Genomic DNA, 23,741 nt, shown 5'->3' on the forward strand with positions numbered 1-23,741 from the left:
CCTCTTTACGTCGTTCCCTGGCCGCTGCCACCGTTGGTGCAAGGGGGCGGCGCTGTCCATCCATTAAACAGAACTGCCCGGCCGGAGTCTGGGATTTCGACGTCCGGCCGGGCAGCCTCAGTGCTTACTTGCGTGCAAATGCCTGCTTCAGGAGCACGTCCTGCTCCGCGGCGTGCCGCTTCATGGAGCCGGCGGCCGTGGAGGCAGACGCAGGACGCGAGACCAGGCGGATCCGGCGGTCCAAGGCGTCCGGCAGGTTCAGGCCGATGAACGGCCACGGACCCTGGTTGGCGGGCTCGTCCTGGGCCCAGACAACCTCGGCGTTCGGGTACTTGGCAAGCTCAGCCGCGATCTCGGCGTGCGGCAGCGGGTAGAGCTGCTCGACGCGCACGATGGCCGTGGTCTTGTCGCCGGTCTTCTGCCGGGTGGAGAGCAGATCGTAGTACAGGCGGCCGGAGACCAGCAGGACGCGCTCGACGGCGTCCGCGGCCAGCTGCTCATGCTCACCAATGACCGGGCGGAAGGTGCCGCTGGTGAAGTCCTCGACGGACGACGCGGCAGCCTTCAGGCGCAGGAGCTGCTTGGGCGTGAAGATGATCAGCGGCTTCCGCGGCCGGCTGTACGCCTGCCGGCGCAGCAGGTGGAAGTGCGAAGCGGCCGTGGTGGGGTTGGCCACGACCATGTTCTCTTCGGCACACAGCTGCAGGAACCGCTCAATCCTGGCGGAGGAGTGGTCGGGGCCCTGGCCTTCGTAGCCGTGCGGAAGCATCAGTACCAGCGAGGACCGCTGGCCCCACTTCTGCTCGGCAGAGGAGATGAACTCGTCGATGATGGTCTGGGCGCCGTTCACGAAGTCGCCGAACTGGGCCTCCCAGAGGACCAACGCGTCCGGCCGCTCCACCGAGTAGCCGTACTCGAAGCCCATGGCCGCGTATTCGGACAGCAGGGAATCGTAGATCCACAGCTTGGCCTGGTTGTCCGAGAGGTTGCCCAGGGGGAGCCATTCCTGGCCATTGGCGCGGTCGTGGAACACGGCGTGCCGCTGGACGAAGGTGCCGCGGCGGGAGTCCTGGCCGGCGAGGCGCACGGGCACGCCTTCCATGATCAGGGAGCCAAACGCCGCGATCTCGCCGAAGCCCCAGTCGATGCCGCCTTCGCGGGACATCTGCTCACGCTTTTCGAGCAGCTGCTTGAGCTTGGCATGGACCGTGAAGCCCTCTGGGATCTCGATGTGGGCCTTGCCGATGCGGGCCAGGGTGTCCGCCGAAATTGCCGTGGCTACCGGCGTGTTGGCATCGGCGTCGGACTGCTGGGCCATGGGCCGCTCGATATCGGAGACAGCAGCGGAATCGGCCGTCACGATCGGGATCGGGGAGGTCTGGGCTGCGTGGGTCTCCGCGAAGACGCGCTCCAGCCGCTCCTGGTAGTCGCGGAGCAGCTGCTCTGCTTCTTCCTCGGTGATGTCGCCACGGCCGATCAGCGACTCGGTGTACAGCTTGCGGACGGAGCGCTTGGCCTCAATCAGGTTGTACATCAGCGGCTGGGTCATCGAGGGGTCGTCGCCCTCGTTGTGCCCGCGGCGGCGGTAGCACACCATGTCGATGACAACGTCCTTGTGGAAGCGCTGCCGGAACTCATAGGCGAGCTGGCCGATGCGGACCACAGCCTCGGGATCGTCACCGTTCACGTGGAACACTGGCGCCTGGATCATCTTCGCGACGTCGGTGGAGTACGTGGACGAGCGCGAGGAGGACGGGGCGGTAGTGAAGCCCACCTGGTTGTTGACCACGATGTGGATGGTTCCACCGGTGCGGTAGCCGCGCAGCTGGGACAGGTTGAGGGTTTCGGCAACCACGCCCTGGCCGGCGAAGGCGGCGTCGCCGTGCACCACGATGGGCAGCACGGGGAAGGACTCACCCTGGTCCAGCCGGTCCTGCTTGGCCCGGACGATGCCCTCAAGCACGGGGTCCACGGCCTCGAGGTGGGACGGGTTGGCGGCCAGGTAGACCTTGGTCTCCTTGCCGGTATCCGAGGTGAACGTGCCTTCGGTGCCCAGGTGGTACTTGACGTCACCGGAACCCTGGACCGAGCGGGGATCCTGGGTGCCCTCAAACTCGCGGAACACCTGTGCGTAGGTCTTGCCGGCAATGTTGGTGAGGACGTTCAGGCGGCCGCGGTGGGCCATGCCGATGGCAACTTCATCCAGGCCGTCGTCGGCGGCGTCCGACATGATGGCGTCCAGCAGCGGAATCAGCGACTCGCCGCCTTCGAGGGAGAAGCGCTTCTGGCCCACGAACTTGGTCTGCAGGAACGTTTCGAAAGCCTCGGCAGCGTTCAGCTTGGAAACGATGCGCAGCTGCTCTTCACGGCTCGGCTTCGAGTAGGGGTGCTCCAGCTGGTCCTGGAACCACTTGCGCTCGGCGGGCTCCTGGATGTGCATGTATTCGATGCCGGTGGTGCGGCAGTACGCGTCGCGCAGGACGCCCAGGATGTCGCGGAACTTGAGCGTCGGCTTGCCGCCGAAGCCGCCGGTGGGCCATTCGCGGTCCAGGTCCCACAGGGTTAGGCCGTAGGTCAGCACGTCCAGGTCGGGGTGCTTGCGCTGCACGTACTCAAGCGGATCGGTGTCCGCCATCAGGTGTCCACGGACGCGGTAGGAGTGGATCAGCTGCTGGATACGGGCAACCTTGTTGATCTCGTCGGCCGGGTCCACCTGCTTGTCGGCGCTCCAGCGGACGGGCTCGTAGGGGATGCGCAGGGCTTCGAAAATCTCGTCGTAGAAGTTCTGGGCACCGAGCAGGAGCTGGTGGACAAGCTTGAGGAACTCGCCGCTGCCGGCACCCTGGATGACTCGGTGGTCGTACGTCGAGGTAAGGGTAAGGACCTTGCTGATGGCGTTGTGGGCGATGATCTTCTCGCTGGCGCCCTGGAACTCAGCAGGGTAGTCAAGGGCGCCGACGCCGATGATGGCGGCCTGGCCCTTGGAAAGGCGGGGCACCGAGTGGACGGTGCCAATGCCGCCGGGGTTGGTCAGCGACACGGTGGTGCCCTGGTGGTCCTCGGCGGTGAGCTTGCCGTTGCGGGCGCGCTTGATCAGATCCTCGTAGGTGTGCCAGAACTCGGCAAAGTTGAGGGTCTCAGCCTTTTTGATGTTCGGAACCATCAGCAGGCGGGTGCCATCCGGCTTGGGCATGTCGATGGCGATGCCGAAGTTGACGTGGGCCGGCTGGACTGCTGAAGGCTTGCCGTCCACCTCGTCGTAGTACACGTTCATCGAGGGGAACTGGGACAGCGCCCGGATGACGGCATAACCGATGAGGTGCGTGAAGGAGACCTTGCCGCCACGGGCGCGGGCGAGGTTGGAGTTGATGACAACGCGGTTGTCGATCAGCAGCTTGGCGGGAATGGCCCGGACGCTGGTGGCGGTGGGCACCTCAAGACTGGTGACCATGTTGGTGGCTATGGCCTTGGCCGGTCCGCGGAGGACGGAAACAACGTCTTCTTCAGGGGCGGTGGGAGCCTTGACGTTCTTGGGCAGCTGGGCCGGAATCGGCTGTGATCCGGAGACGGACTCAGTCTTCTTCCCGCCGTCGCGGGCCACGGTGGCGGGAGCCTTTTTAACGGGCGCGGGCGCCGGTGCGGCAGCCGGCGCGGCCGGGGGAGTGGCCGGTGCTGCTGCCGGCGACGGTGCCGGAGCCGCAGGAGCCGCGTTCACAACTGGCATTTCCCGGGTAGGAGGATGGGCAGTGGCCTGCCCCGAATTTCCGTTGGAAGAAGAACTGCTGCCCGAGTCGAACGATTCAAACAGCGGCCACCACTTGGCATCCACAGCGTTCTTGTCCTGCTGGTACTGCTCGTACAGTTCGTCAACGAGCCACTCGTTTCCGCCAAATTCCTCTGGTAGACGGTGGCTTGGCTGCTCTGGCACTTGAAATACGCCTCTTCCATGAGTTTGATTTCTCTCCGGCCCCACGGTGCGTCAACACTACGTTCGAACCAGTCTCTGCGTCCTCTGAACCCAGACCTTTGCAAGTCTAGTAACCATGTTGTGCTAACTGCCAATAAGGGTGACCCAAATCATGAAGTGACGCGGGAGCGGCCAAATATGGCGGCCGGAAGCGTGTGAACAAGGGGTTTTAGGGGTAGGCCGTTACGGTGCTTCCGGGCCGTGCGCGGAGCGCCGGGAGGCTGGAGGCGTACCTGTAGACTGAAGTCCTTATGGACAGTAAATCTAGGTGCCGGCCTGGGGGCTGTCAGCGGAGCGCGAAGCACTGCGCCGCACAGTCCACCCGCAGAGCCGGCAAACCCCGAACACGCGCCCATCACCCGCCGGCGGCCCCTTCGGCCGCCGCCCGCCGGGAAAGACGCTCGGCCTCCGCCGACCATCCTCCGCCGGGCAGATATCCCGGTTACCCCGATCCACGCCCGTGCGCAGTACAGGCGGGATGCTGAATGGAATGGCTCTTCCTTGCCGCAGGCCTGCTGCTGATTGCGGGTACCGGCTTCTTCGTAGCCGTTGAGTTTTCCCTCATTGCACTTGACCAGCCGACGGTCCAGCGCGCCGTGGACGACGGCGACGCGGGCGCGGTTCCGCTGCTGGCCTGCCTTAAGTCCCTGTCAACGCAGCTCTCCAGCTGCCAGCTGGGCATTACACTCACAACGCTCCTCACCGGATACGTGATGGAGCCATCGGTGGGGCAACTCCTGGAAGCCCCGCTGGCCGCCGTCGGACTTCCCGACGTCGCCGTCGCCTCCATCTCGCTGGTCCTGGCCATGGTGATCGCCACCCTGCTCTCAATGCTGCTGGGGGAATTGGTTCCCAAGAACATGGCCATTGCCCTGTCCTTCCGGGTGGGCAAGGCCCTTGCCCGGCCCCAGCTGGTCTTCACCGCGGTTTTTAAGCCTGCCATCGTGCTGCTTAATGGCTTCTCCAACCGGGTGCTCCACGTGTTCGGCCTGGAAGCGAAGGAAGAAATCTCGGGCGCACGCACCCCGGCAGAGCTTGCCTCGCTGGTCCGCCGTTCGGCGGCCATGGGAACGCTCGACGCCGGGACGGCCAACTTCATCGCCCGTACCCTTAACTTCTCCTCCAGGACGGCCGCGGACGTGATGACGCCCCGCATCCGGGTGGAGACGATCGACGCCGACCAGCCCGTCGCCGACATTGTCGCCGCCGCCCGCCGGACCGGTTACTCCCGGTTCCCGGTTATTGGCGACTCCGCGGACGATATCCGCGGCCTGGTCCATGTCAAGAAAGCCGTGGCCGTTCCGTGGGAGCGCCGGCAGAACCTTGAGGCCGGTGCCATTATGACGGAGGTGCTGCGCGTTCCGGAGACCATCCACCTGGATGCCCTGCTGGCCGAACTTCGCGAAGGAAACCTGCAACTCGCCGTCGTCCTGGATGAATACGGAGGAACCGCCGGTATCGCGACGCTCGAGGATCTTGTGGAAGAAATTGTCGGTGAAGTGGCGGACGAGCATGACAAGGTCCGCCCCGGCCTGCTGCAAAGCGCTTCCGGTGACTGGTATTTCCCGGGCCTGCTGCGGCCGGACGAGCTGTCCGAACAGATCCCGGGACTGACAGTGCCTGACGAGGCTGCCTACGAGACTGTGGGTGGCTACGTCATGAGCATGCTGGGCCGGATCGGCGCCGTGGGAGACACCGTGCCGGTGGGTGGCGGAACACTGAGCGTTACGCGAATGGACGGCCGCCGGATCGACCGCATCTGCTTCCGGCCGGTTGCACCGGATGACGTGGCCGGGGACACCAACGACGGGAACGGCCGATGAGCGACTGGGCAGGAATTGTGTGGCTCGGGGTCCTGCTGCTTGGCAACGCCTTCTTCGTGGGCGCCGAATTCGCCGTGATGTCGGCCCGCCGGAGCCAGATCGAGCCGTTGGCGGAGGCCGGTTCCAAGCGCGCGCAGACAACGCTGAAGGCGATGGAGAATGTTTCGCTGATGCTGGCGTGCGCCCAACTGGGCATCACTGTATGTTCGCTGCTGATCCTCCTGGTGGCGGAACCCGCCATCCACCACCTGCTGGCTGTCCCGCTGGAATCCCTGGGCCTGCCCATCGAGGTGGCCGATGTGGCCGCGTTCGCCGTGGCGCTGATGCTTGTCACGTTCCTGCATGTGACTTTCGGTGAGATGGTCCCGAAGAATATTTCGGTGTCCGTTGCGGACAAGGCCGCACTGCTTCTCGCGCCGCCGCTGGTGTTCATCTCCCGGCTCGTCAACCCGGTGATTTCGGCCCTTAACTGGTCTGCAAACCACATCCTCAAGCTGCTGCGGATCGAGCCGAAGGATGAAGTCAACTCCTCGTTCACCCTGGAGGAGGTCCAGTCGATCGTCCAGGAATCCACCCGTCATGGCCTGGTGGACGACGACGCCGGCCTGATCACCGGCGCTCTCGAGTTCTCGGAACATACCGCCGGGGACATCATGGTCCCGCTGGAGAACCTGGTGATGCTGAAGGCTCCTATCACTCCAGTGGAGTTTGAAAAGGCAGTCAGCCGTACCGGATTTTCCCGCTTCCCGATGCTGGATGACGAGGACATGCTCTATGGCTACCTCCATGTGAAGGACGTTCTGTCCATCCCGGAAGCGGCATATGGGTTTCCGATCGCCGAGAGCCGGATCCGGTCGCTGGCCAACCTGGCATTGGATGACGAGATTGAAAAGGCGATGTCCGTCATGCAGCGCACCGGCTCGCACCTGGCCCGCGTCATTGGACCGGACGGCAAGACGCAGGGCGTGCTGTTCCTCGAAGATGTCATCGAGCAGCTGGTGGGCGAGATCCGGGACGCCACCCAGGCCACCGGCATCCGCCGTCTGGGCCACTCGAACGGAGGCTGACCGGCCTGGCCCTTCCCCGCCACTGGCGGGAAGGGCCGGCCCGGCCGAGGGCCTAGATAGGAATGATTCCTATTAGGTATAGACTTGAGGGGTTGTTCTTCCCTCCCCAGTGAACCGAGGTCTTTCCGTGCGCCGTTCCCCAGCCGCCCGTTCGTCAGTCGCCGCCCTCGCCGGGTTGGGACTCCTGCTGACCGCTTGCAGCCCGCAGGCGCAGCCCTCGTCGGACTCCGCCGACGGCATCAACATCGTGGCATCGATGAACGTGTACGGCGATATCGCAAAGACCATCGGTGGAGACAAGGTCAGCGTCACCGCCATCATCAGCAAGACCAGCCAGGACCCGCACTCCTACGAGGCGACCGCGCAGGACCGGCTGGCGGTGTCCAAAGCGGACCTCGTCATCGAGAACGGCGGGGGCTACGACGATTTCCTCCACACTCTCGCCGAGGACAGCAACCTCGACGGCGGCAAGGTGCTCAACGCCGTCGAACTCTCCGGACTGGCCCATCCCGAGGAGGAGGAAGCGTCCGCCGGGGCGTCCGCGCCGGAATCAGAACCGGCCGATGAGCACGACCATGGCGAATTCAACGAGCACGTTTGGTACAGCCTGCACGCCATGGAGGAGCTGGCCGGCGACATCGCCGCAAAGCTCTCGGAACTGGACCCTGCTTCGGCGCAGACATTCGAGACCAATGCCGAAAACTTCACCTCCACCCTCGAAGGCCTGCACGGAAAGCTGGATTCCGTGAAAGGTGCTGCTGCCGGGGCGCCGGTGGCAGTGACCGAACCGGTTCCTCTCTACCTGCTGGAGGACGCCGGGCTGGTTAACACAACGCCTGAGGACTACACTGCTGCGATCGAGGAAGGCTCAGACGTGCCGCCGGCCGTACTCAAGGCCACAACCGACCTCGTAGCCTCCAAGTCGGTACGCTTCCTCGCCTACAACCAGCAGACCGAGGGGCCGCAGACGGAAGCGTTGAAAAAGGCAGCCGAAACCGCAGGAGTTCCCGTGGTGGATTTCAACGAAACCCTGCCTGAGGGCAAGACGTACTTGCAGTGGATGACGGAGAATGTGGACACCATCAGCAAAGTTCTGGAGAGCAAATAGTTGAAGCCCGTCGTCAGCCTCACCGGAGCGTCCCTGAAATTTGGCAAGCGGGTGCTCTGGGAGGATTTGGACCTGGACATCAAACCCGGCGAATTCTTTGCCGTTCTTGGTCCCAACGGAAGCGGCAAGACCAGCTTCCTCAAGGTCCTGCTCGGCCTGCAGGACCTGCACCAGGGACGGGCTGCACTGGGCGGCCGCACCGTTGAGCGCGGCAGCCGCCTGATTGGCTACATCCCCCAGCAGAAGTCGTTTGCCCCGGACACTCCCATGCGGGCCAGGGATCTGGTGGGGCTCGGGGTGGACGGCCACCGCTGGGGACTGCGGCTGTCCCCAGCCAAGGCAAACCGCAGGATTGACGAGCTCCTCGACCTCGTGGGCGCCAGCGATTATGCAAAGGTGCCTGTGGGGCAGCTGTCCGGCGGCGAGCAGCAACGGCTTCGGGTTGCCCAGGCGCTGGCCACCGATCCCCAGGTCCTTCTCTGCGACGAACCGCTGCTGTCCCTGGACCTGCACCACCAGCAGGCTGTGAGTGCCTTGATCAACAGGCAGTGCCGCGACCGGAACAGCGCCGTTGTGTTCGTGACCCATGAGATCAACCCCATTATCGACTACGTGGACCGGGTGTTGTACCTGGCAGGCGGCCGGTTCAAGGTGGGGGCGCCGGAGGAAGTCATGACCACCGAAGTCCTCTCCGATCTCTACGGCAGCCACGTCGAGGTGATCCACGCCAACGGCCGGATCGTGGTGGTGGGGCTTCCGGATGCCACCACCCATCACCATGCCGAGTCCCATGCCCTGGCGGGGGAGGCCGCCTGATGGACGCAGACAGTATCCTGGCGGCAATCTTCAACTTCGAGAACTACGGCGAGCTGTTGGTCCTGGTTCAGAACTCGATCTGGGCGGGCGCCGTCCTGGGCCTCCTTGGCGGCCTGGTGGGCACCTTTGTCATGAAGCGGGACCTGGCCTTCGCCGTCCACGGCATTTCTGAACTGTCCTTTGCCGGGGCGGCCTTCGCCCTGCTGATCGGCGCCGACATTGTGTTCGGGTCACTCGTCGGGTCCGTTGCGGCGGCACTCCTCCTCGGCCTGATGGGGGTCAAGGCCCGGGACAAGAACTCCACCATCGGCGTCATTATGCCGTTCGGCCTGGGCCTGGGCATCCTGTTCCTGTCCCTGTACGAGGGCCGCGCAGCCAACAAGTTCGGCCTGCTCACCGGGCAGATCGTCTCGGTGGATACGGTCCAGCTCACGGCCCTCGCCGGAACGGCGCTGGTTGTGATGGTGGCGCTGCTGGCCATCTGGCGGCCGCTGAACTTCGCAAGCCTGGACCCCGAACTCGCCGAGGCCCGCGGTGTTCCCGTCCGCCGGCTGGGCATCGTCTTCATGGTCCTGCTGGGTATCAGCGTTGCCCTGTCCATCCAGGTGGTGGGGGCCCTCCTGGTGCTTGCCCTGCTCATCACCCCCGCGGCAGCCGCCTTGCGGGTGACGTCATCGCCGGTGGCCGTGGTGGTGTTGAGCGTCGTGTTCGCCGTTACTGCCACAGTGGGGGGCATCCTGCTGGCACTGGGCGGCCGCATCCCGATCAGCCCTTACGTCACCACGTTGTCCTTCATTATCTACGTGGTATGCCGTGCCATCGGCTCCGTCAGGGCCGGCAAGGGAATCAACGGCAGGGTCCTGCAGGCGCAGTAACCGCCGGCGGTTTACTGCCTGCTACAGCTTGCCTGCAGCCTTCAGGGCCGTGCATTCCGGGCAGAGGCCAAAGATTTCCACCGTGTGGGCCACCTCGCTGAAGCCATGCTCCGCGGCGGTGTGCGCTGCCCAGGTTTCGACGGCGGGTGCCTCCACCTCCACGGCTTTGCCGCAGTTCCGGCACAGCAGGTGGTGATGGTGGCCGGTAACGGCGCAGCGACGGTAGACCGCTTCGCCCTCACCGTTGCGCAGGACGTCCACCAGGCCTTCATCGGCAAGCGACTGGAGTATCCGGTAGGCCGTGGCGAGTGAAACGGACACGCCCTGGTTCTGCAGGATCCGGTACAGCTCCTGGGTGCTGACGAAGTCGTCCAGCTCATCCAGGGCGGCACTGACGGCCCGGCGCTGCTTGGTGACGCGCTGTTCCTTGCCGCCCGTTGCCGGGGAGGGCGTAGTGGAATCAACCTTGGCGCCGAGCGGCATGGATGGACTCGCTTCCTTGGGGATCATGGCAAAGACCAAGATTACCAGCCAAGCCCTCGTGGACACCGTTCCGGACAGGACCCTAGGCTGGCGCTATGAAGCTGACGAAATACACCCACGCCTGCGTCCGCCTCGAAAAGGACAGCCGGGTGCTGGTCCTGGATCCCGGCAACTTCTCCGAAACCGGGCAGGCGCTGGCAGGGGCCGAAGCCGTGCTGGTCACGCACGAGCACGCCGACCATGTCGACGTTCCCGCTGTTGTGGAGGCACTCAGAAGCGCCACGGACCTTGTGCTTTACGCCCCGGCCGGGGTAGCTGACCATCTGCGGACCGAAGTTCCGGAAGCAACGGCCCGGATTAACGCGGTGGAACCCGGTATGTCGCTGGATGTGGCGGGCTTCGCGGTGCGCAGCTTCGGTGGCCAGCACGCCCTGATCCATCCCCAGATCCCGGTGGTGCCGAATATCGGCTACCTCATTGATGACAACGTCTACCATCCGGGAGATTCCTTCATCGTTCCGGACGGCATCAGCGTCAAGACCCTGCTGGTTCCACTGCATGCGCCCTGGAGCAAGTCGGCGGAAGTAGTGGACTTCGTCGTCAGCATACGGGCGCCCCGTGCATTCCAGATCCACGACGGGCTCCTCAATGACAACGGCCTGAAGATTGTGGAGGGCCACGTCAAAAGGATCGGCGCCAAGTACGGGACCGAGTACAGCCACCTGCGCGCCGGAGAGTCCGTGGAGGTCTAGGCGACGTCCGGGTCCCACCGTCCTGTATCGAAAAAGGTCCGGATCGCTGCTTCATAGGGCGCAGGGTCCAGGCCCTGGGATGCCAGCCAGTCCTGGTTGTAGTAGTTGCCCGCATAGCGTTCCCCGCCGTCGCACATCAGCGTGACAATGCTGCCCTTCCGGCCTTCGGCGACCATGCCGGCGATGGTCTGCCAGACACCCCAGAGATTGGTACCGGTTGAGGGGCCGGAGTGGAGTCCTGCAAGGACGGAAAGGTGGCGCATGGCTGCCACGGATGCGGCGTCGGGGACCTGGACCATGCGGTCGATGACGGACGGCACAAAACTGGGCTCCAGCCGCGGCCGTCCAATCCCCTCGATCCGGGACGGCAGGCCCGCCGGCACGGCGTCATTCCCGCCACGCCACCCCGGATAGAACGCAGAGTTTTCGGGATCAACCACCAGCAGTCGCGTGGGGTGGCTGTGGTAGCGCAGGTAGCGGCCAATCGTGGCACTCGTTCCGCCGGTCCCGGCACCCACCACAATCCAGTCCGGAACCGGATGCTCCTCCAGCTGGAGCTGCCCGAAAATCGATTCCGCGATGTTGTTGTTGCCGCGCCAGTCCGTGGCCCGCTCCGCATAGGTGAACTGGTCCATGTAATGCCCGTTGCAGGTGGCGGCAACCTCTTCGGCTGCGGCATACACATCCGAGGCGTGCTCAACCAGCAGGCACGACCCGCCGAACTGCTCGATCAGGTCAATTTTCTCCCGGCTCGTGGTCCGCGCCATGACTGCGATGAACGGCAGTCCCAGCAGCTGGGCAAAGTACGCCTCGGAGACGGCGGTGCTGCCGCTGGACGCCTCCACGATGGTGGTGTCCGCCCTGATCCAGCCGTTGACCAGGCCGAAGAGGAACAGCGAGCGCGCCAGCCGGTGCTTCAGGCTGCCGGACCGGTGCGTCGATTCGTCCTTCAGGTACAGCTGGACGCCCCAGTGTTCAGGCAGCGGCACGGAGTAGAGGTGGGTGTCCGCCGAACGGTTGTTTTCCGCCCGGATCGTGCGGATGGCATGGTCTGCCCAGTCCCGGTCTGACCACCCGCGGCCTGCCCAGTCCGTGTCCCTGCCGTTGCCGCCGTCCTCAATCTTCACCAATCCAGCCTACCCGCGGGCGGACCGGTGGCGGCTTAGAGTGGAACCGATGGTTCGACCACCCCGAAGGAGCCCGATGAACCCCCTGATGGACGTGACCACGCTGAGCAACCGTATTGCGGCCGGGCGGCGCACAGTGCTGCTGGATGTCCGCTGGGCGCTGGGTGATCCGCTGGGGCATGAGCACTACCTCGGCGGGCACCTGCCGGGGGCCGTCTTCGTGGACCTTGCCACCGAGCTTGCGGCGCCGCCCGTTCCCGCGCGGGGACGGCACCCACTGCCGGCGCCGGAGGACTTCCAGGCTGCGGCGCGCGGCTGGGGGATCAACAATGGCGACGTCGTGGTCGCCTACGACGACACCGCCAACATGGCTGCCGCGAGGGCCTGGTGGATGCTAAGGAACGCCGGGCTACGGGAGGTTTACCTGCTCGACGGCGGCCTGGCCGCCTGGCGTGCCGAAGGCCTTGCGGTGGAGCAGGGCCCGGTGGTGGCTGAGCCCGGAGATGTGGTGCTGGCGGACGGCGGAATGCCCCGGCTCGACGCCGGTGCTGCCGCCGCCTGGCCGGACAGCGGAGTCTTGCTGGATGCCCGCGCGGGGGAGCGGTACCGCGGCGAGGTGGAGCCCGTCGACCCCCGGGCAGGCCACATACCCGGGGCGGTGAGCGCCCCGACGTCGGACAACGTGGACGGAAACGGACGCTTCCTTCCCGCTGACGAGCTGCGAAGCAGGTTCGAGGCGCTGGGTGTCCGGGACGGGATGCCGGTTGCTGTCTATTGCGGTTCAGGGGTGACCGCGGCGCACGAGGTGGCGGCGCTGGAAATGGCAGGGTTCAGTGCGGCGCTGTACGCCGGCTCATTCTCCGAGTGGTCCAACAATGCGCAGCTGCCCGTGGCCACCCGGTGCTGATCCCGGCGGCGGATCTTTCCCGGCTGGAAAGTCGGCTGGCCGCAACGGTAGCGTCTGACTATGACCCCAGGACGTCCCGTACCGCCGCCCCTTGCCACACCAATCCTGCCGTACGCCGGCGCCGGCACCCTTGCCGCTGCGTACGGTGCCGTGTCCCCTGGCAGCGGGCTTGTCCCGCTGACCGTGGCCCGGCGCGCGCCCAAGCCGGACGACGTCGAAATTGCCATCGAGTTCTGCGGCCTGTGCCACTCGGATGTGCACGCGGCCCGCGGGGAGTGGGGCGGGCAGACTTATCCGCTGGTGCCCGGCCACGAGATCGTGGGAACCGTAAGCCGGGTGGGCTCAGCCGTCACCGGTCTTGCCGTGGGCGAGCGGGTGGGCGTCGGCTGCATCGTGGATTCGTGCCGCGAGTGCGAAAGCTGCCTGGACGGCCTGGAGCAGTACTGCGAAAAAGGTATGACCGGTACCTACGGTGCCATCGACCGCCGGAATGGTGACGCGGTCACCCAGGGTGGCTATGCGACCTCCATCGTGGTGGACCACCGCTATGTGGTCCGCGTGCCCACGTCACTGGACCCGGCCGCCGTCGCGCCTTTGCTCTGTGCCGGGATCACCACGTTCTCCCCGTTACGGCACTTCGACGTCGAAGAGGGCGATGTTGTGGGCGTGGTGGGCCTGGGCGGGCTGGGGCACATGGCGGTCAAGCTGGCCAAAGCCATGGGTGCCCGGGTGGTGGTGTTCACCACGTCGGAATCCAAGGTGGCTGCCGCCTTGGAATTGGGAGCTGATGAGGTGGTCCTGTCCCGGGACGAGGATGCGATGGCCGCCGCGAACCGCACCATCGACGTCATCATCGACACCGTTGCCGCCCCGCACGATCTCAACCCCCTGTTCCGCACCCTGCGCGTGGACGGTGCGCTGTTCCAGCTGGGCCTGCCGTCCGAGGCCATGCCCCCGGTGAACCCGCGCGCCCTCATCCGCCGCCGCGTCGCGTACGCCGGCTCGCTGATCGGCGGGATCGCCGAAACGCAGGAGATGCTGGACTTCTGCGCCGAGCACGGCGTGGTTGCCGATATCGAGATGGTCGGCGCCGGCCAACTCAACGAAGCTTATGACCGCATGGTCGCAGGAGATGTGAAGTACCGGTTCGTGCTGGACACCAGCACCTTGCAGGCACCCGCCAAGGAGGCAGACGCATGAGCACGCTCTTTACCAGGATCCTCAACGGCGAAATTCCCGGCCGCTTCGTCTGGCGGGAGGACGACGTGTCCGCCTTCCTCACCACCGGGCCGTTGGCTGACGGGCATACCCTTGTGGTCCCCACCGAAGAAGTGGACCGCTGGACTGACGCGTCACCCGAGACCCTGGCACGGGTGATGGAGGTAGCCCGCCGGATCGGCGCCGTCCAGGTGGACATCTTCGATGCCCCGCGGGCAGGGCTCATCGTGGCGGGCTACGAGATCAACCACCTGCACGTGCACGTATGGCCCTCACGCAGCATGGCGGACTTCAACTTCGCCTCCGCGGACCAGAACCCGGATCCCGCCGTCCTGGATGCCAACGCGGAGAAACTTCGCCGCGGTCTGCGGGACGCCGGCTGGGGCGAGTTCGTTCCCGCCACTTAGCGCCACAGAGATGTCCCGGCCCGCGCCGGGATATCTCTGTTTTAAGGTCGTCAGGCCGGCGCCAGGGCCTTGTTGAGTACCGTGCGGATGCGCTTTTCCGACACCGAGTAGGCCGTTCCGAGTTCGACGGCGAAAAGGCTCACCCGGAGCTCCTCGATCATCCAGCGCACCTGGGTCAACTCGCGTCCTGCGCGCCGTCCGGGGAGGAGCGCCGCCACGGCATCGTCATAATCGTCCTCCAGCCGCTGCACCACTGCCATGTTCAGTGCGTCCCGCTGCACGTTGCCCGGCAGCCGTTCAAGCCGCTTCTCGATTGCAGTGAGGTAGCGCGGCAGCTGGCTGAGCTGGGCGTAGCCCGTGCGTGCCACAAAACCGGGGTAGACCAGTTGCTCCAGTTGGCTCTTGATGTCGTTAAGCGCACTGATCAGGGCCAGGCTGGTGGTTCCCTTCAGCTGCTTTTCAATGCGCCGGGTGGCGGCCAGGATGCGTTCCACCACCGCGGTCACGCTGAACACGGTGTCGATCAATTCCGCCCGCACCACTTCGTAGAGGGCATCGAAGGCCTGCCGGTCCCAGGGCAGTTCCGCCGGGGTGAGCTTGTCGATGGCCGCGAGTGCGCAGTCGGCAATCAGTGCGGACACCGAGCCGTGCGGGTTCTGGCTGAACGTCAGTTTCTCCGTGTTGCTCAGGTGCTCCAGCACGTAGCGGTCCGGCGACGGAACCCGCAGGGCCAGCATCCTGATCACGCCGCCGCGCATGGCATCGAGCTGTTCCTCCGGCGTCTGGAAGACCCGCAACGACACGGAGGTGCCCTGGTCCACGAGTGCGGGGTACCCGGTGACAGTGTGTCCCTTCACCATGCTGCTGACTTCCCGCGGAAGGGTCCCGAAGTTCCATTCCGTGAGGCCGTCCTGTTCCACGAAGCCGGCAGGCGCGGAGGCCGGACCTCCCTTGCCCGACGAGGGCAGCCGGGGCGTGCCGCCGTCGTCCGTCTTGCCTCTGCCCGGTCCCTTGCCCCCGGCAGCAGTGTTCTTGGGGCCAGTCGTCGCGGGGGTGGCGCCCAGTGACTCCGCAATTGCGCGCCGGGTCGCAGGTGCAAGCCGTTCCTGGAGGGCTGCAAGGTCCTTGCCTTCCTCCAAAACCTTGCCCTTGCTGTCCACCACCTTGAAGCTGACGCGCAGGTGCGGGGGCACGGCGTCCCAGTTCCATGACCCAGGCGGGATAATGGCGCCGCGGATCCGCCGAAGGGCCAGCTCCAGTGACGGTTCCAGCTCGTCGTTGGCGGGATCGAAGTCCGATTCCAGGACGGCGACTGCCTGCCGGGCAACGTCCGGTGCCGGGACGAAGTTCTTCCGGATCTGCTTGGGCAGCGACTTGATTAACGCGGTGACAAGTTCCACGCGCTGGCCCGGAATCAGCCAGCGGAACGGGGCGTCGTCCAGCTGGTTGAGGAAAAGGACGGGCACTTCCGCCGTGACGCCGTCGGACGGATTGGGCGGGGACCCCGGGGCCACAGGATGGAACTCATAGCTCAGCGGCAGCTCAAAACCCTTGTGCAGCCAGGTCCTGGGGAAGGCGGACTCGTCCAGGTCATCCGCGTCATCGCTCAGGAGGAGCGACTTATCGTAGTCCAGCAGGTCCGGGTTCTGTCTCCGGGCCTCTTTCCACCATTTGTCGAAGTGTCGCTCGGACACCACGTCCGGGCCAATCCGGGCATCGTAGAACTCGAACAGCGTCTCATCATCCACCAGCAGGTCCCGGCGGCGCATCCTGGCCTCGAGCTCCTCCACCTCCTGCAGGAGCGCACGGTTGCGGTGGAAGAACTTATGGTGCGTGCGCCAGTCGCCTTCCACCAGCGCGTGCCGGATGAAGAGCTCCCGGGCAACCACCGGATCCACCCGGCCGTAATTGATGCGCCGCTGGGCGATGATGGGCACGCCGTAAAGTGTGACCTTCTCGTAGGCCATGACCGCACCCTGGCGGGTGGACCAGTGCGGCTCACTGTAGGTGCGCTTCACCAGCTCCGGGGCCACCTCTTCTGCCCAGACGGGATCGAATTTGGCAGCCACCCGTGCCCAGAGCCTGCTGGTCTCCACGAGTTCGGCGGCCATCACGAAGGTGGGCGACTTCTTGAACAGGGCGGACCCGGGGAAGATTGCGAACCGGCTGCCGCGGGCGCCGGCATACTCGCGCTTGCGCTCATCGAGGATGCCGACATGGCTCAGGAGCCCGGACAGCAGGCTGATGTGGATCCCGTCATGGTTGCCCACCGGGTCCGCCAGGCGCTTGTTGTCCAGGCTGATGCCGAGCGGACGCGCCAGCTGGCGCAGCTGGGCGAAGAGGTCCTGCCACTCGCGCACCCGCAGGTAGTTGATAAATTCGCTGCGGCACAGGCGGCGGAACGCGGACGAGGACAGCTCCTGCTGCTTCTCCTGCAGGTAGTTCCAGAGGTTCAGGTAACCGGTGAAGTCCGAATTCTCGTCTTTGAACCGGTTGTGTTTCTCCGCCGCCAGCTGCTGCTTATCCGTGGGGCGCTCGCGGGGGTCCTGGATGGTGAGCGCCGCCGCCAGGATCATGACTTCCCGGACGCAGTTGCGCTTGCCCGCCTCCACGATCATTCGGCCCAGCCGGGGGTCCACGGGCAGCTGGGCCAGTTTCTGCCCTACGGCGGTGAGGCCGCTGCCGCTCCTGCCGTTACCTTCCGCGTTCTGCGGCTTCGGGGCAGCCAGGGCGCCGAGTTCGCGGAGCAGCGTGACGCCGTCGTTAATCGCCCGTGTTTCGGGAGGCTCGACGAACGGGAAGTCCTCCACGTCCTTGGGGCCGCGGGCCACGCCCATGGCGGTCATCTGCAGGATGACCGCGGCGAGGTTGGTCCTCAGGATCTCCGGATCCGTGAACCGCGGCCGGGACCCAAAGTCATCCTCCGAATACAGGCGGATGGCAATACCGTCCGAAACACGGCCGCAACGCCCGGAGCGCTGGTTAGCCGATGCCTGCGAGACGCGTTCGATGGGCAGCCGCTGGACCTTGGTGCGGTGCGAATACCGGGAGATGCGGGCCGTTCCGGTGTCAATGACGTACTTGATGCCGGGCACGGTAAGCGACGTCTCCGCCACGTTGGTGGCGAGCACGATCCGGCGCTTGCTGCCCGGATGGAAGACCTTGTGCTGTTCCTGCAGGCTCAGGCGCGCGAAGAGCGGGAGCACTTCCGTGCCTGCAAGCCGGCGGTTGGACTGGATGCGGGCCTGCAGCGCCTCGGCCGCGTCGCGGATCTCGCGCTCGCCGGAGAAGAAGACCAGAATGTCCCCGGGTGCCTCGTTGGCCAGCTCGTCCACGGCGTCGCACACGGCATCCAGCGGGTCGCGGTCCTCCTCGAGTTCGTCGTCGGAGGCCTCTTCGTCGTCCGCCCTGGGCTGGGTCAGGGGGCGGTAGCGGATTTCCACCGGGTAGGTGCGGCCCGAGACCTCGATAATGGGCGCGGGCTCTTCCTCAGTGCCGAAGTGGTTGGCAAAGCGCTCGGGGTCGATGGTGGCCGAGGTGATGATGACCTTCAGGTCCGGGCGCTGCGGCAGGATCCGCTTGAGGTAACCGAGAATGAAGTCGATGTTGAGGCTGCGTTCGTGGGCCTCGTCGATGATGATGGCGTTGTACTTGCGGAGCAGTTTGTCCCGCTGGATTTCGGCCAGCAGGATTCCGTCCGTCATGAGCTTCACCTTGGTTGCCTTGCTGACCTCGCCGGTGAAGCGGACCTGGAAACCAACTTCCTGGCCAATCTCGACGCCGAGCTCCTCGGCGATGCGCTCGGCCACCGTGCGCGCTGCCAGCCGGCGGGGCTGGGTGTGGCCGATCAGCCCGTTCTCGCCAAGGCCGAGCTCCAGGCACATCTTGGGAATCTGGGTGGTCTTTCCGGAGCCGGTCTCGCCGGCAATGATGGTCACCTGGTTGGCGGCAATGGCCGCCATCAGGTCCTCGCGGCGCTCGGAGACCGGCAGCTCGGCGGGATAGGAGATATGCAAAGTCATGGCTGCAGACAGTCTACTGCGGCGGGGCCGGCACCCCCGGTTCGACTGCCTGCGGCGTTCCTTGTGGTACGGGCCTGCTAGAAGATGCGGAGCGTATAGCTGGTGCTGGGAAGGTCCAGGGCGGACCATTCCTCATGGGAGCTGACGGGAGGGGTGTGGCCCCGTCCGTCGCCGAGGAGCGCTGCGATGGTGGCTGCAGCGAGGAGGAGGAGCAGGATGACGGTGATGGTTGCGAAGATTTCCATGGCTCCATGCTTCTCTTCACCGCACTTACTCAACAGTGGCAGAAATGCCCAAAAAGCTAAAATTCCTGCCACAATGGAAGCATGCTGAAATCGGTAGCGGTGATTGTGGTTCCCAACTTTTCGATCTTCGAATTCGGGACGGCCTGCGAGGTGTTCGGGATCGACAGGTCCGCCCGGGGCAGTGGAGTTCCCGCCTTTGATTTCCGGGTCTGCACGGCCGAGCCGGGCAACGTTCCCATGAAGCCGGGGTTGTCCATGAACGTTAGCCGCGGACTGGAAGCCACCGAAGATGCGGACCTTGTGATCATGGCTCCCTTCGGGCGGGACCAGGAGATGCCGGAGCCTGTGCTCGCTGCCCTCCGCGCCGCTGACGCCAGGGGCGCGTGGGTCCTATCGATCTGCTCGGGAGCATTCGCGCTGGCACGCGCAGGCCTGCTGGACGGCCGCCGCTGCACAACCCACTGGCATTACTCCCGAGACCTGGCTGAGGCCTACCCGGACGTGCAGGTGGATGAGAATGTCCTCTATGTGCAGGACGGCAATATCATTTCCTCTGCCGGAACCGCTGCCGGGATCGACGCCTGCCTGCACCTGGTACGGCTGGAGCTCGGGGCCAACGTTGCCGCCGCGATTGCCCGTGACATGGTGGTTCCGCCACACCGCGACGGCGGCCAGGCCCAGTTCATCGACCGGCCCATGCCCACCTGCGGCTCGGCGCCCATGGAGGAACTGCTGCGGTGGATGGTGCAGAGCCTGGACCGTGAGCATACGGTCAACGAGCTGGCAGCCCGGGTTCACATGTCGCCCAGGACCTTTGCCAGGAAGTTCCGCTCGGAAACGGGTGCCACACCCGCGGCCTGGCTCAACTCCCAGCGGGTGCTCCGGGCCCAGGAGTTGCTGGAATCGACCGATCTGAACATCGATGAGATTGCCCGGGAAGCCGGGTTTGGCCATCCGGTCCTGCTGCGGCACCACTTCGCCAAGGTCCTCGACACCAGCCCGCAGTCCTACCGCCGGGCATTCCGGGGGCAGCTGGCCGAAGCGGGCTAGCTACAGCCCGCGATCTGGTGTGAGCGTTGCCCGGGCCTGGGTGGCCTGTTACCTGCTGCCCTGGGTATTCGTGCCCTGCCCACTCCCGGACTCCTGGGCTGCTGCACGGGTCCGGTCCACGAGCACGCGCCAAGGTCCGGTCACTGCCCGTTCAGGCAGGGCCGCCCGCCTGTCCCCGGCCCGGATTGAATAGATGAACCGGTCAGGCTGGTTCCCGGCGAACTGTTCGGCCGCAGCCCGCGGTGTCCGGGGAACGGCATCCCACGGACAGGCTTCCACGATTGGCTCCCACTGGTTGATTGCCGTTTCGGACCGCGCATCCACGGTCCACACCCGCGTCATCGCGGCAATCCCACCGGTGCGTTCCACGCTGATTTTCATGGCCTGGTTCCTAGGCTTCCACGCAGCCTGGCGGCTGAAAGTCCGGCAACCAGGCATCCCTTAAAGCTTGACCTTCACAGTTTCCCACGCCTGCCGCACGGCGTCATGCTCTTGTGAGCCGGAACCGAAGAGCTCCACGGCGGCAGCGGCGGTGGCCCGCGCGAAGACGCTGAAGGTGGCTGTGGCAGGCAGGGATCCGCCCGTCAGGGCTTCGTACCAGATGCGGCCGGGGGAGTCCCAGGCGTTCCCGCCCAGGGATTCCGCTACGAGGTAGAAGGCGCGGTTGGGAATACCAGAATTGATGTGGACCCCGCCATTGTCCGCGCTGGTCCTGACATAGGAGTCCATGGAGTCCGGCTGCGGGTCCTTACCCAGCACATCGTCGTCGTACGCCGTTCCGGGATCCTTCATGGAGCGCAGGGCGCTTCCTTCCACCTCGGCGGTGAAAAGTCCCTCTCCGATCAGCCAACTGGCATCGGCCGCGGACTGGTTTTTCACGTACTGTTCCACGAGGGCGCCGAAAACATCTGACATTGATTCGTTCAGGGCGCCGGCCTGGTTCCGGTAAGCGAGGGCGGCGGAGTGCTGGGTTACTCCATGGGCGAGTTCATGGCCGATGACGCTCAAGGATGCCGTAAAACGCTCGAAAACTTCACCATCGCCGTCGCCGAAGACCATCTGGGTGCCGTCCCAAAAAGCGTTGTCGTAGAGCTTGCCGAAGTGCACGGTTGCATCCAGCCGCATTCCCTGGCCGTCGATGGAGTTGCGGCCGAAAACGTCGGCATAAAGGCGGTGGGTGTGTCCCAGTCCGTCGTAGGCTTCATCGGTTGCGGCATCTCCCGTCCCGGGTTCGCCCTCCTTGCGCACCAGCCTTCCCGGCAGGGTCTCCGAACCGTCGGCATCGTAGATGGTCCGGTTGGACGGCCCTGGCTTCGCCAGGCGCACGCCAGAAGGAAGATCGGGCATGGCCTGGGTCCGGGACGCCTGGAATGAGCCGACGTGGCCAAGGGCCTCCCTGGCGGCCCGGGCAGCCGCAGAATACTGCGGAGCATCCTGCCGGGCCAGCCGCCGCAGCAGGTAGGGCGGGACGATGGAACAGAACGGAACGTGCATGGCGTACCCCCTCAACTAGGTCAATTCAGACTACGAGGGGGCTCTGACAATCGGTGCCAGCACACGCGGCACGGGCCGTTTCGGTGGGTGGCGGTAGCACGCAGAGCACGACGACGGCCGACCGGCTTTCTTGGTTATCGCCGCCTTGAGCGGGATGCACGTAGAATGTCACACCCTCGCACGATGATGTGGGTATGGAAAACGGCACGTTGACGGCAGCGGAGATGGCAGGCATTCATGCCTCTGTCGCTGCCCTCGACGCGTTGGTCCTTGAAGATGCGCAGCTGCGAAGTCCCGTCGACGGCGAAGGGACAAACGTCTTGCAGCGTGCCTATGAACTCCGCCTGGAACGGCTGGGCCAGCTGGCGAGGCTCGAAGCCCAGGTCGCCGCATTGAAGGTCCGGGACGCCGCCGAATCGGTTGAACTTCAGCAGGCGATGATCCCGCCGGACGCCAGGCTGCAGGAACGGACCTTCCGCGAGATCTCGGTTGTCGAGGAGATCGCGGGGATCCTGACCATCAGCACCGGGGCTGCGGGGGCGTTCATCACCCAGGCCCGGCGGGTCTGCTCCCTGCCCTCGGTCTACGGGAGCCTGTCGTCGGGGGCGTTGTCGTGGCAGAGCGCCAGGATCATCGCCGACGAAACCGAGGCCCTGGACCATCCCGCCGCCGTGGCTTTGGCCGATCATTTCCTGGACCTGGACGCCCCCAACCCGGCCCGGGGCTGCCCCGCCACCGGCCTTGTCCCGTCCCGGCTGCGGGCCAAGGTCAGGGCTTGGCGGGAACGCCACCACCCCGAGTCGATCGAGAAACGCCACGCGAAGTCCGTGGCCGACCGGCGGGTCGAGTTCCACCGGGACCGTGACGGGATGGCCTGGATCGCCGCGTACCTCCCTGCAGATACCGCCACAGGAATCTGGAACAGGGCAAGGGCTACCGCGCGCGGCCTGCAGGGACCCACCGAAATCCGTACCCTGCCGCAGCTCTGCGCCGATATCGTCGCCAGCCGCCTCCTCGCGCCCGCCCAGTCCGGCGGCGGGGACGCGGCCTGTCCCACCGAATCTGGCAGCGCCAGCGAACAGATCCCGAACGACTTCATCGGGCTCGCAACGCTTGAAGGGTCCGACGAACCCGCAGCAGTCCTTGGCATCCCCGAAGACCTCGCCGCGATCCTGCACCGCAATGACGGCACCAGCAAGGACTTGGCAACCACGCCTATTGCGGTCGACCCGGGGGTTGGGAAGGTTCGGGTGCCGCGGGCGGATGTGCTTGTCACCGTCCCGGCGTTGGCGCTGTTCGGCGCGACGGACGAACCGGCCATCCTTGATGGGTACGGCCCGATCCCGGCGTCCATGGCCCGCAAACTCCTCGTCGACGGAGCGAGTTCCTTCACCCGCGTCCTCGTCGACCAGCGGGACGGTGCACCGCCGGAAATCGGCCGCACCAGCTACCGAATCACCAAAGCAATGCGGCAAGCACTCCGCTTCAGGGACGGCAAATGTACCTTTCCCGGCTGCAACAACAACTCCCTGGACAACGACGCCGACCACCTCACCGCCTGGCAACACGGTGGAACAACCGGCATCAGCAACCTGGCACAACTCTGCCCAAGACACCACCGGCTCAAACACAACAGCGGCTGGAAGCCTACGGAAGCAACGCAAAACGAACCACCCGGCTGGATCTCACCCACCGGCCGCCAGTACGCCAGCGAACACCCAGGCTGGGAACCACCACAGTTGCCGCCCGGCCTGGCTGCCCTAGCTGCCCTGCTGAGGGACGGCACAGCACTTGGTGACCCCGGGCCGGGCTGGTCTGCCACTAAAAAGCGCGGCTGGCCAGCTGCTTCCACTGATGAACAGCTAGTGGTTCTGGCTGCTGCTATGGACGAGCGCTATCCCGCAGCAGCTGCGGCCGGCATGCATGAGACCTCCGAGGACTTGGTCTGTCCGCCGTGGTTGGAATGGGGTGACGTCGAAATTACAGACGCGGACGTGCCGGACCCGGAAATCTTTGATGGTGCTGGCTTCCCGGATGATCCTGACTTGCTCGGATACGATCCAGCCAAAGATCCGTTCCCCGACTGGCTGCTGCGGCTTGAGGCCGAGGAAGCAGCGTCAAGCCACCAGTAATGACCACGGGCTTACCAGGCAAACAATGTCACGGGCTTACCCGGGCAAAAATAATGTGGTGCCCGCTGCGAGCCTGCCCGGAAAAACAAACTGGAAAAACGAAAGCGGCCCGGTCAGTGACCGGGCCGCTTCTGATGGTGCCCTCGATAGGATTCGAACCTACGACCTTCTGCTCCGGAGGCAGACGCTCTATCCCCTGAGCTACGAGGGCAATCCGGATTTCCTGCCGTTCCCGGCGGGACGTCCTA

General features: G+C 65.4%; 17 protein-coding genes, 1 tRNA gene and 1 pseudogene. 11 read left to right on the plus strand and 8 right to left on the minus strand.

The window, feature by feature from the left end:
- Nucleotides 1-124 precede the first annotated feature (124 nt).
- Entirely contained in the window at nucleotides 125-3,928 is a 3,804-nt protein-coding gene (locus AC5RTT_RS02615; protein WP_494143885.1) for a multifunctional oxoglutarate decarboxylase/oxoglutarate dehydrogenase thiamine pyrophosphate-binding subunit/dihydrolipoyllysine-residue succinyltransferase subunit, read from the minus strand.
- Nucleotides 3,929-4,452: 524 nt separating this feature from the next.
- Here AC5RTT_RS02615 and AC5RTT_RS02620 point away from each other — a divergent pair.
- The 5 genes from AC5RTT_RS02620 to AC5RTT_RS02640 all read left to right on the plus strand — a co-directional run bounded on the left by AC5RTT_RS02620 (nucleotide 4,453) and on the right by AC5RTT_RS02640 (nucleotide 9,656).
- On the plus strand, nucleotides 4,453-5,790 hold the full coding sequence (locus AC5RTT_RS02620) for a hemolysin family protein (RefSeq protein ID WP_494008667.1): 1,338 nt from the start codon (nucleotides 4,453-4,455) through the stop codon (nucleotides 5,788-5,790).
- Entirely contained in the window at nucleotides 5,787-6,857 is a 1,071-nt protein-coding gene (locus AC5RTT_RS02625) for a hemolysin family protein (protein WP_494143886.1), read from the plus strand. Before AC5RTT_RS02620 ends, AC5RTT_RS02625 begins: the two co-directional genes overlap by 4 nt.
- Nucleotides 6,858-6,984: 127 nt before the next feature.
- Nucleotides 6,985-7,965 carry a metal ABC transporter solute-binding protein, Zn/Mn family gene (locus AC5RTT_RS02630; protein WP_494143887.1) on the plus strand — a complete coding sequence of 327 codons (981 nt, stop codon included), beginning with the start codon at nucleotides 6,985-6,987 and terminating at the stop codon, nucleotides 7,963-7,965.
- Nucleotides 7,966-8,781: a metal ABC transporter ATP-binding protein gene (locus AC5RTT_RS02635; protein ID WP_494143888.1), complete on the plus strand. Its 816-nt coding sequence runs from the start codon at nucleotides 7,966-7,968 to the stop codon at nucleotides 8,779-8,781.
- Nucleotides 8,781-9,656 carry a metal ABC transporter permease gene (locus tag AC5RTT_RS02640; RefSeq protein WP_494143889.1) on the plus strand — a complete coding sequence of 292 codons (876 nt, stop codon included), beginning with the start codon at nucleotides 8,781-8,783 and terminating at the stop codon, nucleotides 9,654-9,656. The genes AC5RTT_RS02635 and AC5RTT_RS02640 overlap by 1 nt, the downstream gene beginning before the upstream one ends.
- A gap of 21 nt (nucleotides 9,657-9,677) precedes the next feature.
- On the opposite strand, the gene AC5RTT_RS02645 is transcribed toward AC5RTT_RS02640, so the two are convergent.
- Entirely contained in the window at nucleotides 9,678-10,139 is a 462-nt protein-coding gene (locus tag AC5RTT_RS02645) for a Fur family transcriptional regulator (protein WP_494008990.1), read from the minus strand.
- A gap of 95 nt (nucleotides 10,140-10,234) precedes the next feature.
- Here AC5RTT_RS02645 and AC5RTT_RS02650 point away from each other — a divergent pair, with 95 nt between their 5' ends.
- Nucleotides 10,235-10,891: an MBL fold metallo-hydrolase gene (locus AC5RTT_RS02650; RefSeq protein ID WP_494143890.1), complete on the plus strand. Its 657-nt coding sequence runs from the start codon at nucleotides 10,235-10,237 to the stop codon at nucleotides 10,889-10,891.
- Here the strand turns inward: AC5RTT_RS02650 and AC5RTT_RS02655 are convergent.
- The gene (locus tag AC5RTT_RS02655) at nucleotides 10,888-12,018 is read right to left on the minus strand and encodes a PLP-dependent cysteine synthase family protein (protein ID WP_494143891.1); all 1,131 of its coding nucleotides are present in this window, start codon (nucleotides 12,016-12,018) and stop codon (nucleotides 10,888-10,890) included. The two genes, AC5RTT_RS02650 and AC5RTT_RS02655, sit on opposite strands and share 4 nt — an antisense overlap.
- Before the next feature lie 76 nt (nucleotides 12,019-12,094).
- Here AC5RTT_RS02655 and AC5RTT_RS02660 point away from each other — a divergent pair.
- From AC5RTT_RS02660 to AC5RTT_RS02670, 3 genes and pseudogenes are all read left to right on the plus strand, one after another.
- Nucleotides 12,095-12,983 (plus strand): annotated as a pseudogene (locus AC5RTT_RS02660) (sulfurtransferase).
- 2 nt (nucleotides 12,984-12,985) lie between these two features.
- Nucleotides 12,986-14,125, plus strand: coding sequence for an NAD(P)-dependent alcohol dehydrogenase (locus AC5RTT_RS02665; RefSeq protein WP_494143892.1), 1,140 nt, complete (start codon nucleotides 12,986-12,988; stop codon nucleotides 14,123-14,125).
- Nucleotides 14,122-14,550 (plus strand): HIT family protein, encoded by a 429-nt coding sequence (locus tag AC5RTT_RS02670; protein WP_494143893.1) that lies wholly within the window; start codon nucleotides 14,122-14,124, stop codon nucleotides 14,548-14,550. Before AC5RTT_RS02665 ends, AC5RTT_RS02670 begins: the two co-directional genes overlap by 4 nt.
- 50 nt (nucleotides 14,551-14,600) lie before the next feature.
- Here the strand turns inward: AC5RTT_RS02670 and hrpA are convergent, their stop codons facing one another.
- Nucleotides 14,601-18,572 carry an ATP-dependent RNA helicase HrpA gene (gene hrpA, locus AC5RTT_RS02675; RefSeq protein ID WP_494143894.1) on the minus strand — a complete coding sequence of 1,324 codons (3,972 nt, stop codon included), beginning with the start codon at nucleotides 18,570-18,572 and terminating at the stop codon, nucleotides 14,601-14,603.
- Nucleotides 18,573-18,649: 77 nt separating this feature from the next.
- On the minus strand, nucleotides 18,650-18,817 hold the full coding sequence (locus AC5RTT_RS02680) for a hypothetical protein (protein ID WP_494143895.1): 168 nt from the start codon (nucleotides 18,815-18,817) through the stop codon (nucleotides 18,650-18,652).
- Nucleotides 18,818-18,898: 81 nt separating this feature from the next.
- Here AC5RTT_RS02680 and AC5RTT_RS02685 point away from each other — a divergent pair, with 81 nt between their 5' ends.
- Nucleotides 18,899-19,867 (plus strand): GlxA family transcriptional regulator, encoded by a 969-nt coding sequence (locus AC5RTT_RS02685; RefSeq protein WP_494143896.1) that lies wholly within the window; start codon nucleotides 18,899-18,901, stop codon nucleotides 19,865-19,867.
- 48 nt (nucleotides 19,868-19,915) lie between these two features.
- Here AC5RTT_RS02685 and AC5RTT_RS02690 read toward each other — a convergent pair whose 3' ends face one another.
- Nucleotides 19,916-20,248 (minus strand): protealysin inhibitor emfourin, encoded by a 333-nt coding sequence (locus AC5RTT_RS02690; RefSeq protein ID WP_494143897.1) that lies wholly within the window; start codon nucleotides 20,246-20,248, stop codon nucleotides 19,916-19,918.
- 60 nt (nucleotides 20,249-20,308) lie between these two features.
- The gene (locus AC5RTT_RS02695; protein WP_494143898.1) at nucleotides 20,309-21,361 is read right to left on the minus strand and encodes a M4 family metallopeptidase; all 1,053 of its coding nucleotides are present in this window, start codon (nucleotides 21,359-21,361) and stop codon (nucleotides 20,309-20,311) included.
- A 194-nt stretch (nucleotides 21,362-21,555) separates the two neighbouring features.
- Here AC5RTT_RS02695 and AC5RTT_RS02700 point away from each other — a divergent pair, with 194 nt between their 5' ends.
- Nucleotides 21,556-23,493, plus strand: coding sequence for an HNH endonuclease signature motif containing protein (locus AC5RTT_RS02700; RefSeq protein WP_494143899.1), 1,938 nt, complete (start codon nucleotides 21,556-21,558; stop codon nucleotides 23,491-23,493).
- A 135-nt stretch (nucleotides 23,494-23,628) separates the two neighbouring features.
- Here AC5RTT_RS02700 and AC5RTT_RS02705 read toward each other — a convergent pair.
- Nucleotides 23,629-23,704: transfer RNA gene (locus AC5RTT_RS02705), tRNA-Arg, on the minus strand.
- Between the last annotated feature and the right edge of the window lie 37 nt (nucleotides 23,705-23,741).

The organism is Arthrobacter sp. Y3221157 (genome assembly GCF_059089865.1).

Bases quoted from the DNA above. Each gene is read 5' to 3' on its own strand.
- AC5RTT_RS02620 (WP_494008667.1), top strand. From the start codon at position 4,453: ATGGAATGGCTCTTCCTTGCCGCAGGCCTGCTGCTGATTGCGGGTACC.
- AC5RTT_RS02625 (WP_494143886.1), top strand. From the start codon at position 5,787: ATGAGCGACTGGGCAGGAATTGTGTGGCTCGGGGTCCTGCTGCTTGGC.
- AC5RTT_RS02640 (WP_494143889.1), top strand. From the start codon at position 8,781: ATGGACGCAGACAGTATCCTGGCGGCAATCTTCAACTTCGAGAACTAC.
- AC5RTT_RS02645 (WP_494008990.1), bottom strand. From the start codon at position 10,139: ATGCCGCTCGGCGCCAAGGTTGATTCCACTACGCCCTCCCCGGCAACG.
- AC5RTT_RS02650 (WP_494143890.1), top strand. From the start codon at position 10,235: ATGAAGCTGACGAAATACACCCACGCCTGCGTCCGCCTCGAAAAGGAC.
- AC5RTT_RS02665 (WP_494143892.1), top strand. From the start codon at position 12,986: ATGACCCCAGGACGTCCCGTACCGCCGCCCCTTGCCACACCAATCCTG.
- AC5RTT_RS02670 (WP_494143893.1), top strand. From the start codon at position 14,122: ATGAGCACGCTCTTTACCAGGATCCTCAACGGCGAAATTCCCGGCCGC.
- hrpA (WP_494143894.1), bottom strand. From the start codon at position 18,572: ATGACTTTGCATATCTCCTATCCCGCCGAGCTGCCGGTCTCCGAGCGC.
- AC5RTT_RS02680 (WP_494143895.1), bottom strand. From the start codon at position 18,817: ATGGAAATCTTCGCAACCATCACCGTCATCCTGCTCCTCCTCCTCGCT.
- AC5RTT_RS02685 (WP_494143896.1), top strand. From the start codon at position 18,899: ATGCTGAAATCGGTAGCGGTGATTGTGGTTCCCAACTTTTCGATCTTC.
- AC5RTT_RS02690 (WP_494143897.1), bottom strand. From the start codon at position 20,248: ATGAAAATCAGCGTGGAACGCACCGGTGGGATTGCCGCGATGACGCGG.
- AC5RTT_RS02695 (WP_494143898.1), bottom strand. From the start codon at position 21,361: ATGCACGTTCCGTTCTGTTCCATCGTCCCGCCCTACCTGCTGCGGCGG.
- AC5RTT_RS02700 (WP_494143899.1), top strand. From the start codon at position 21,556: ATGGAAAACGGCACGTTGACGGCAGCGGAGATGGCAGGCATTCATGCC.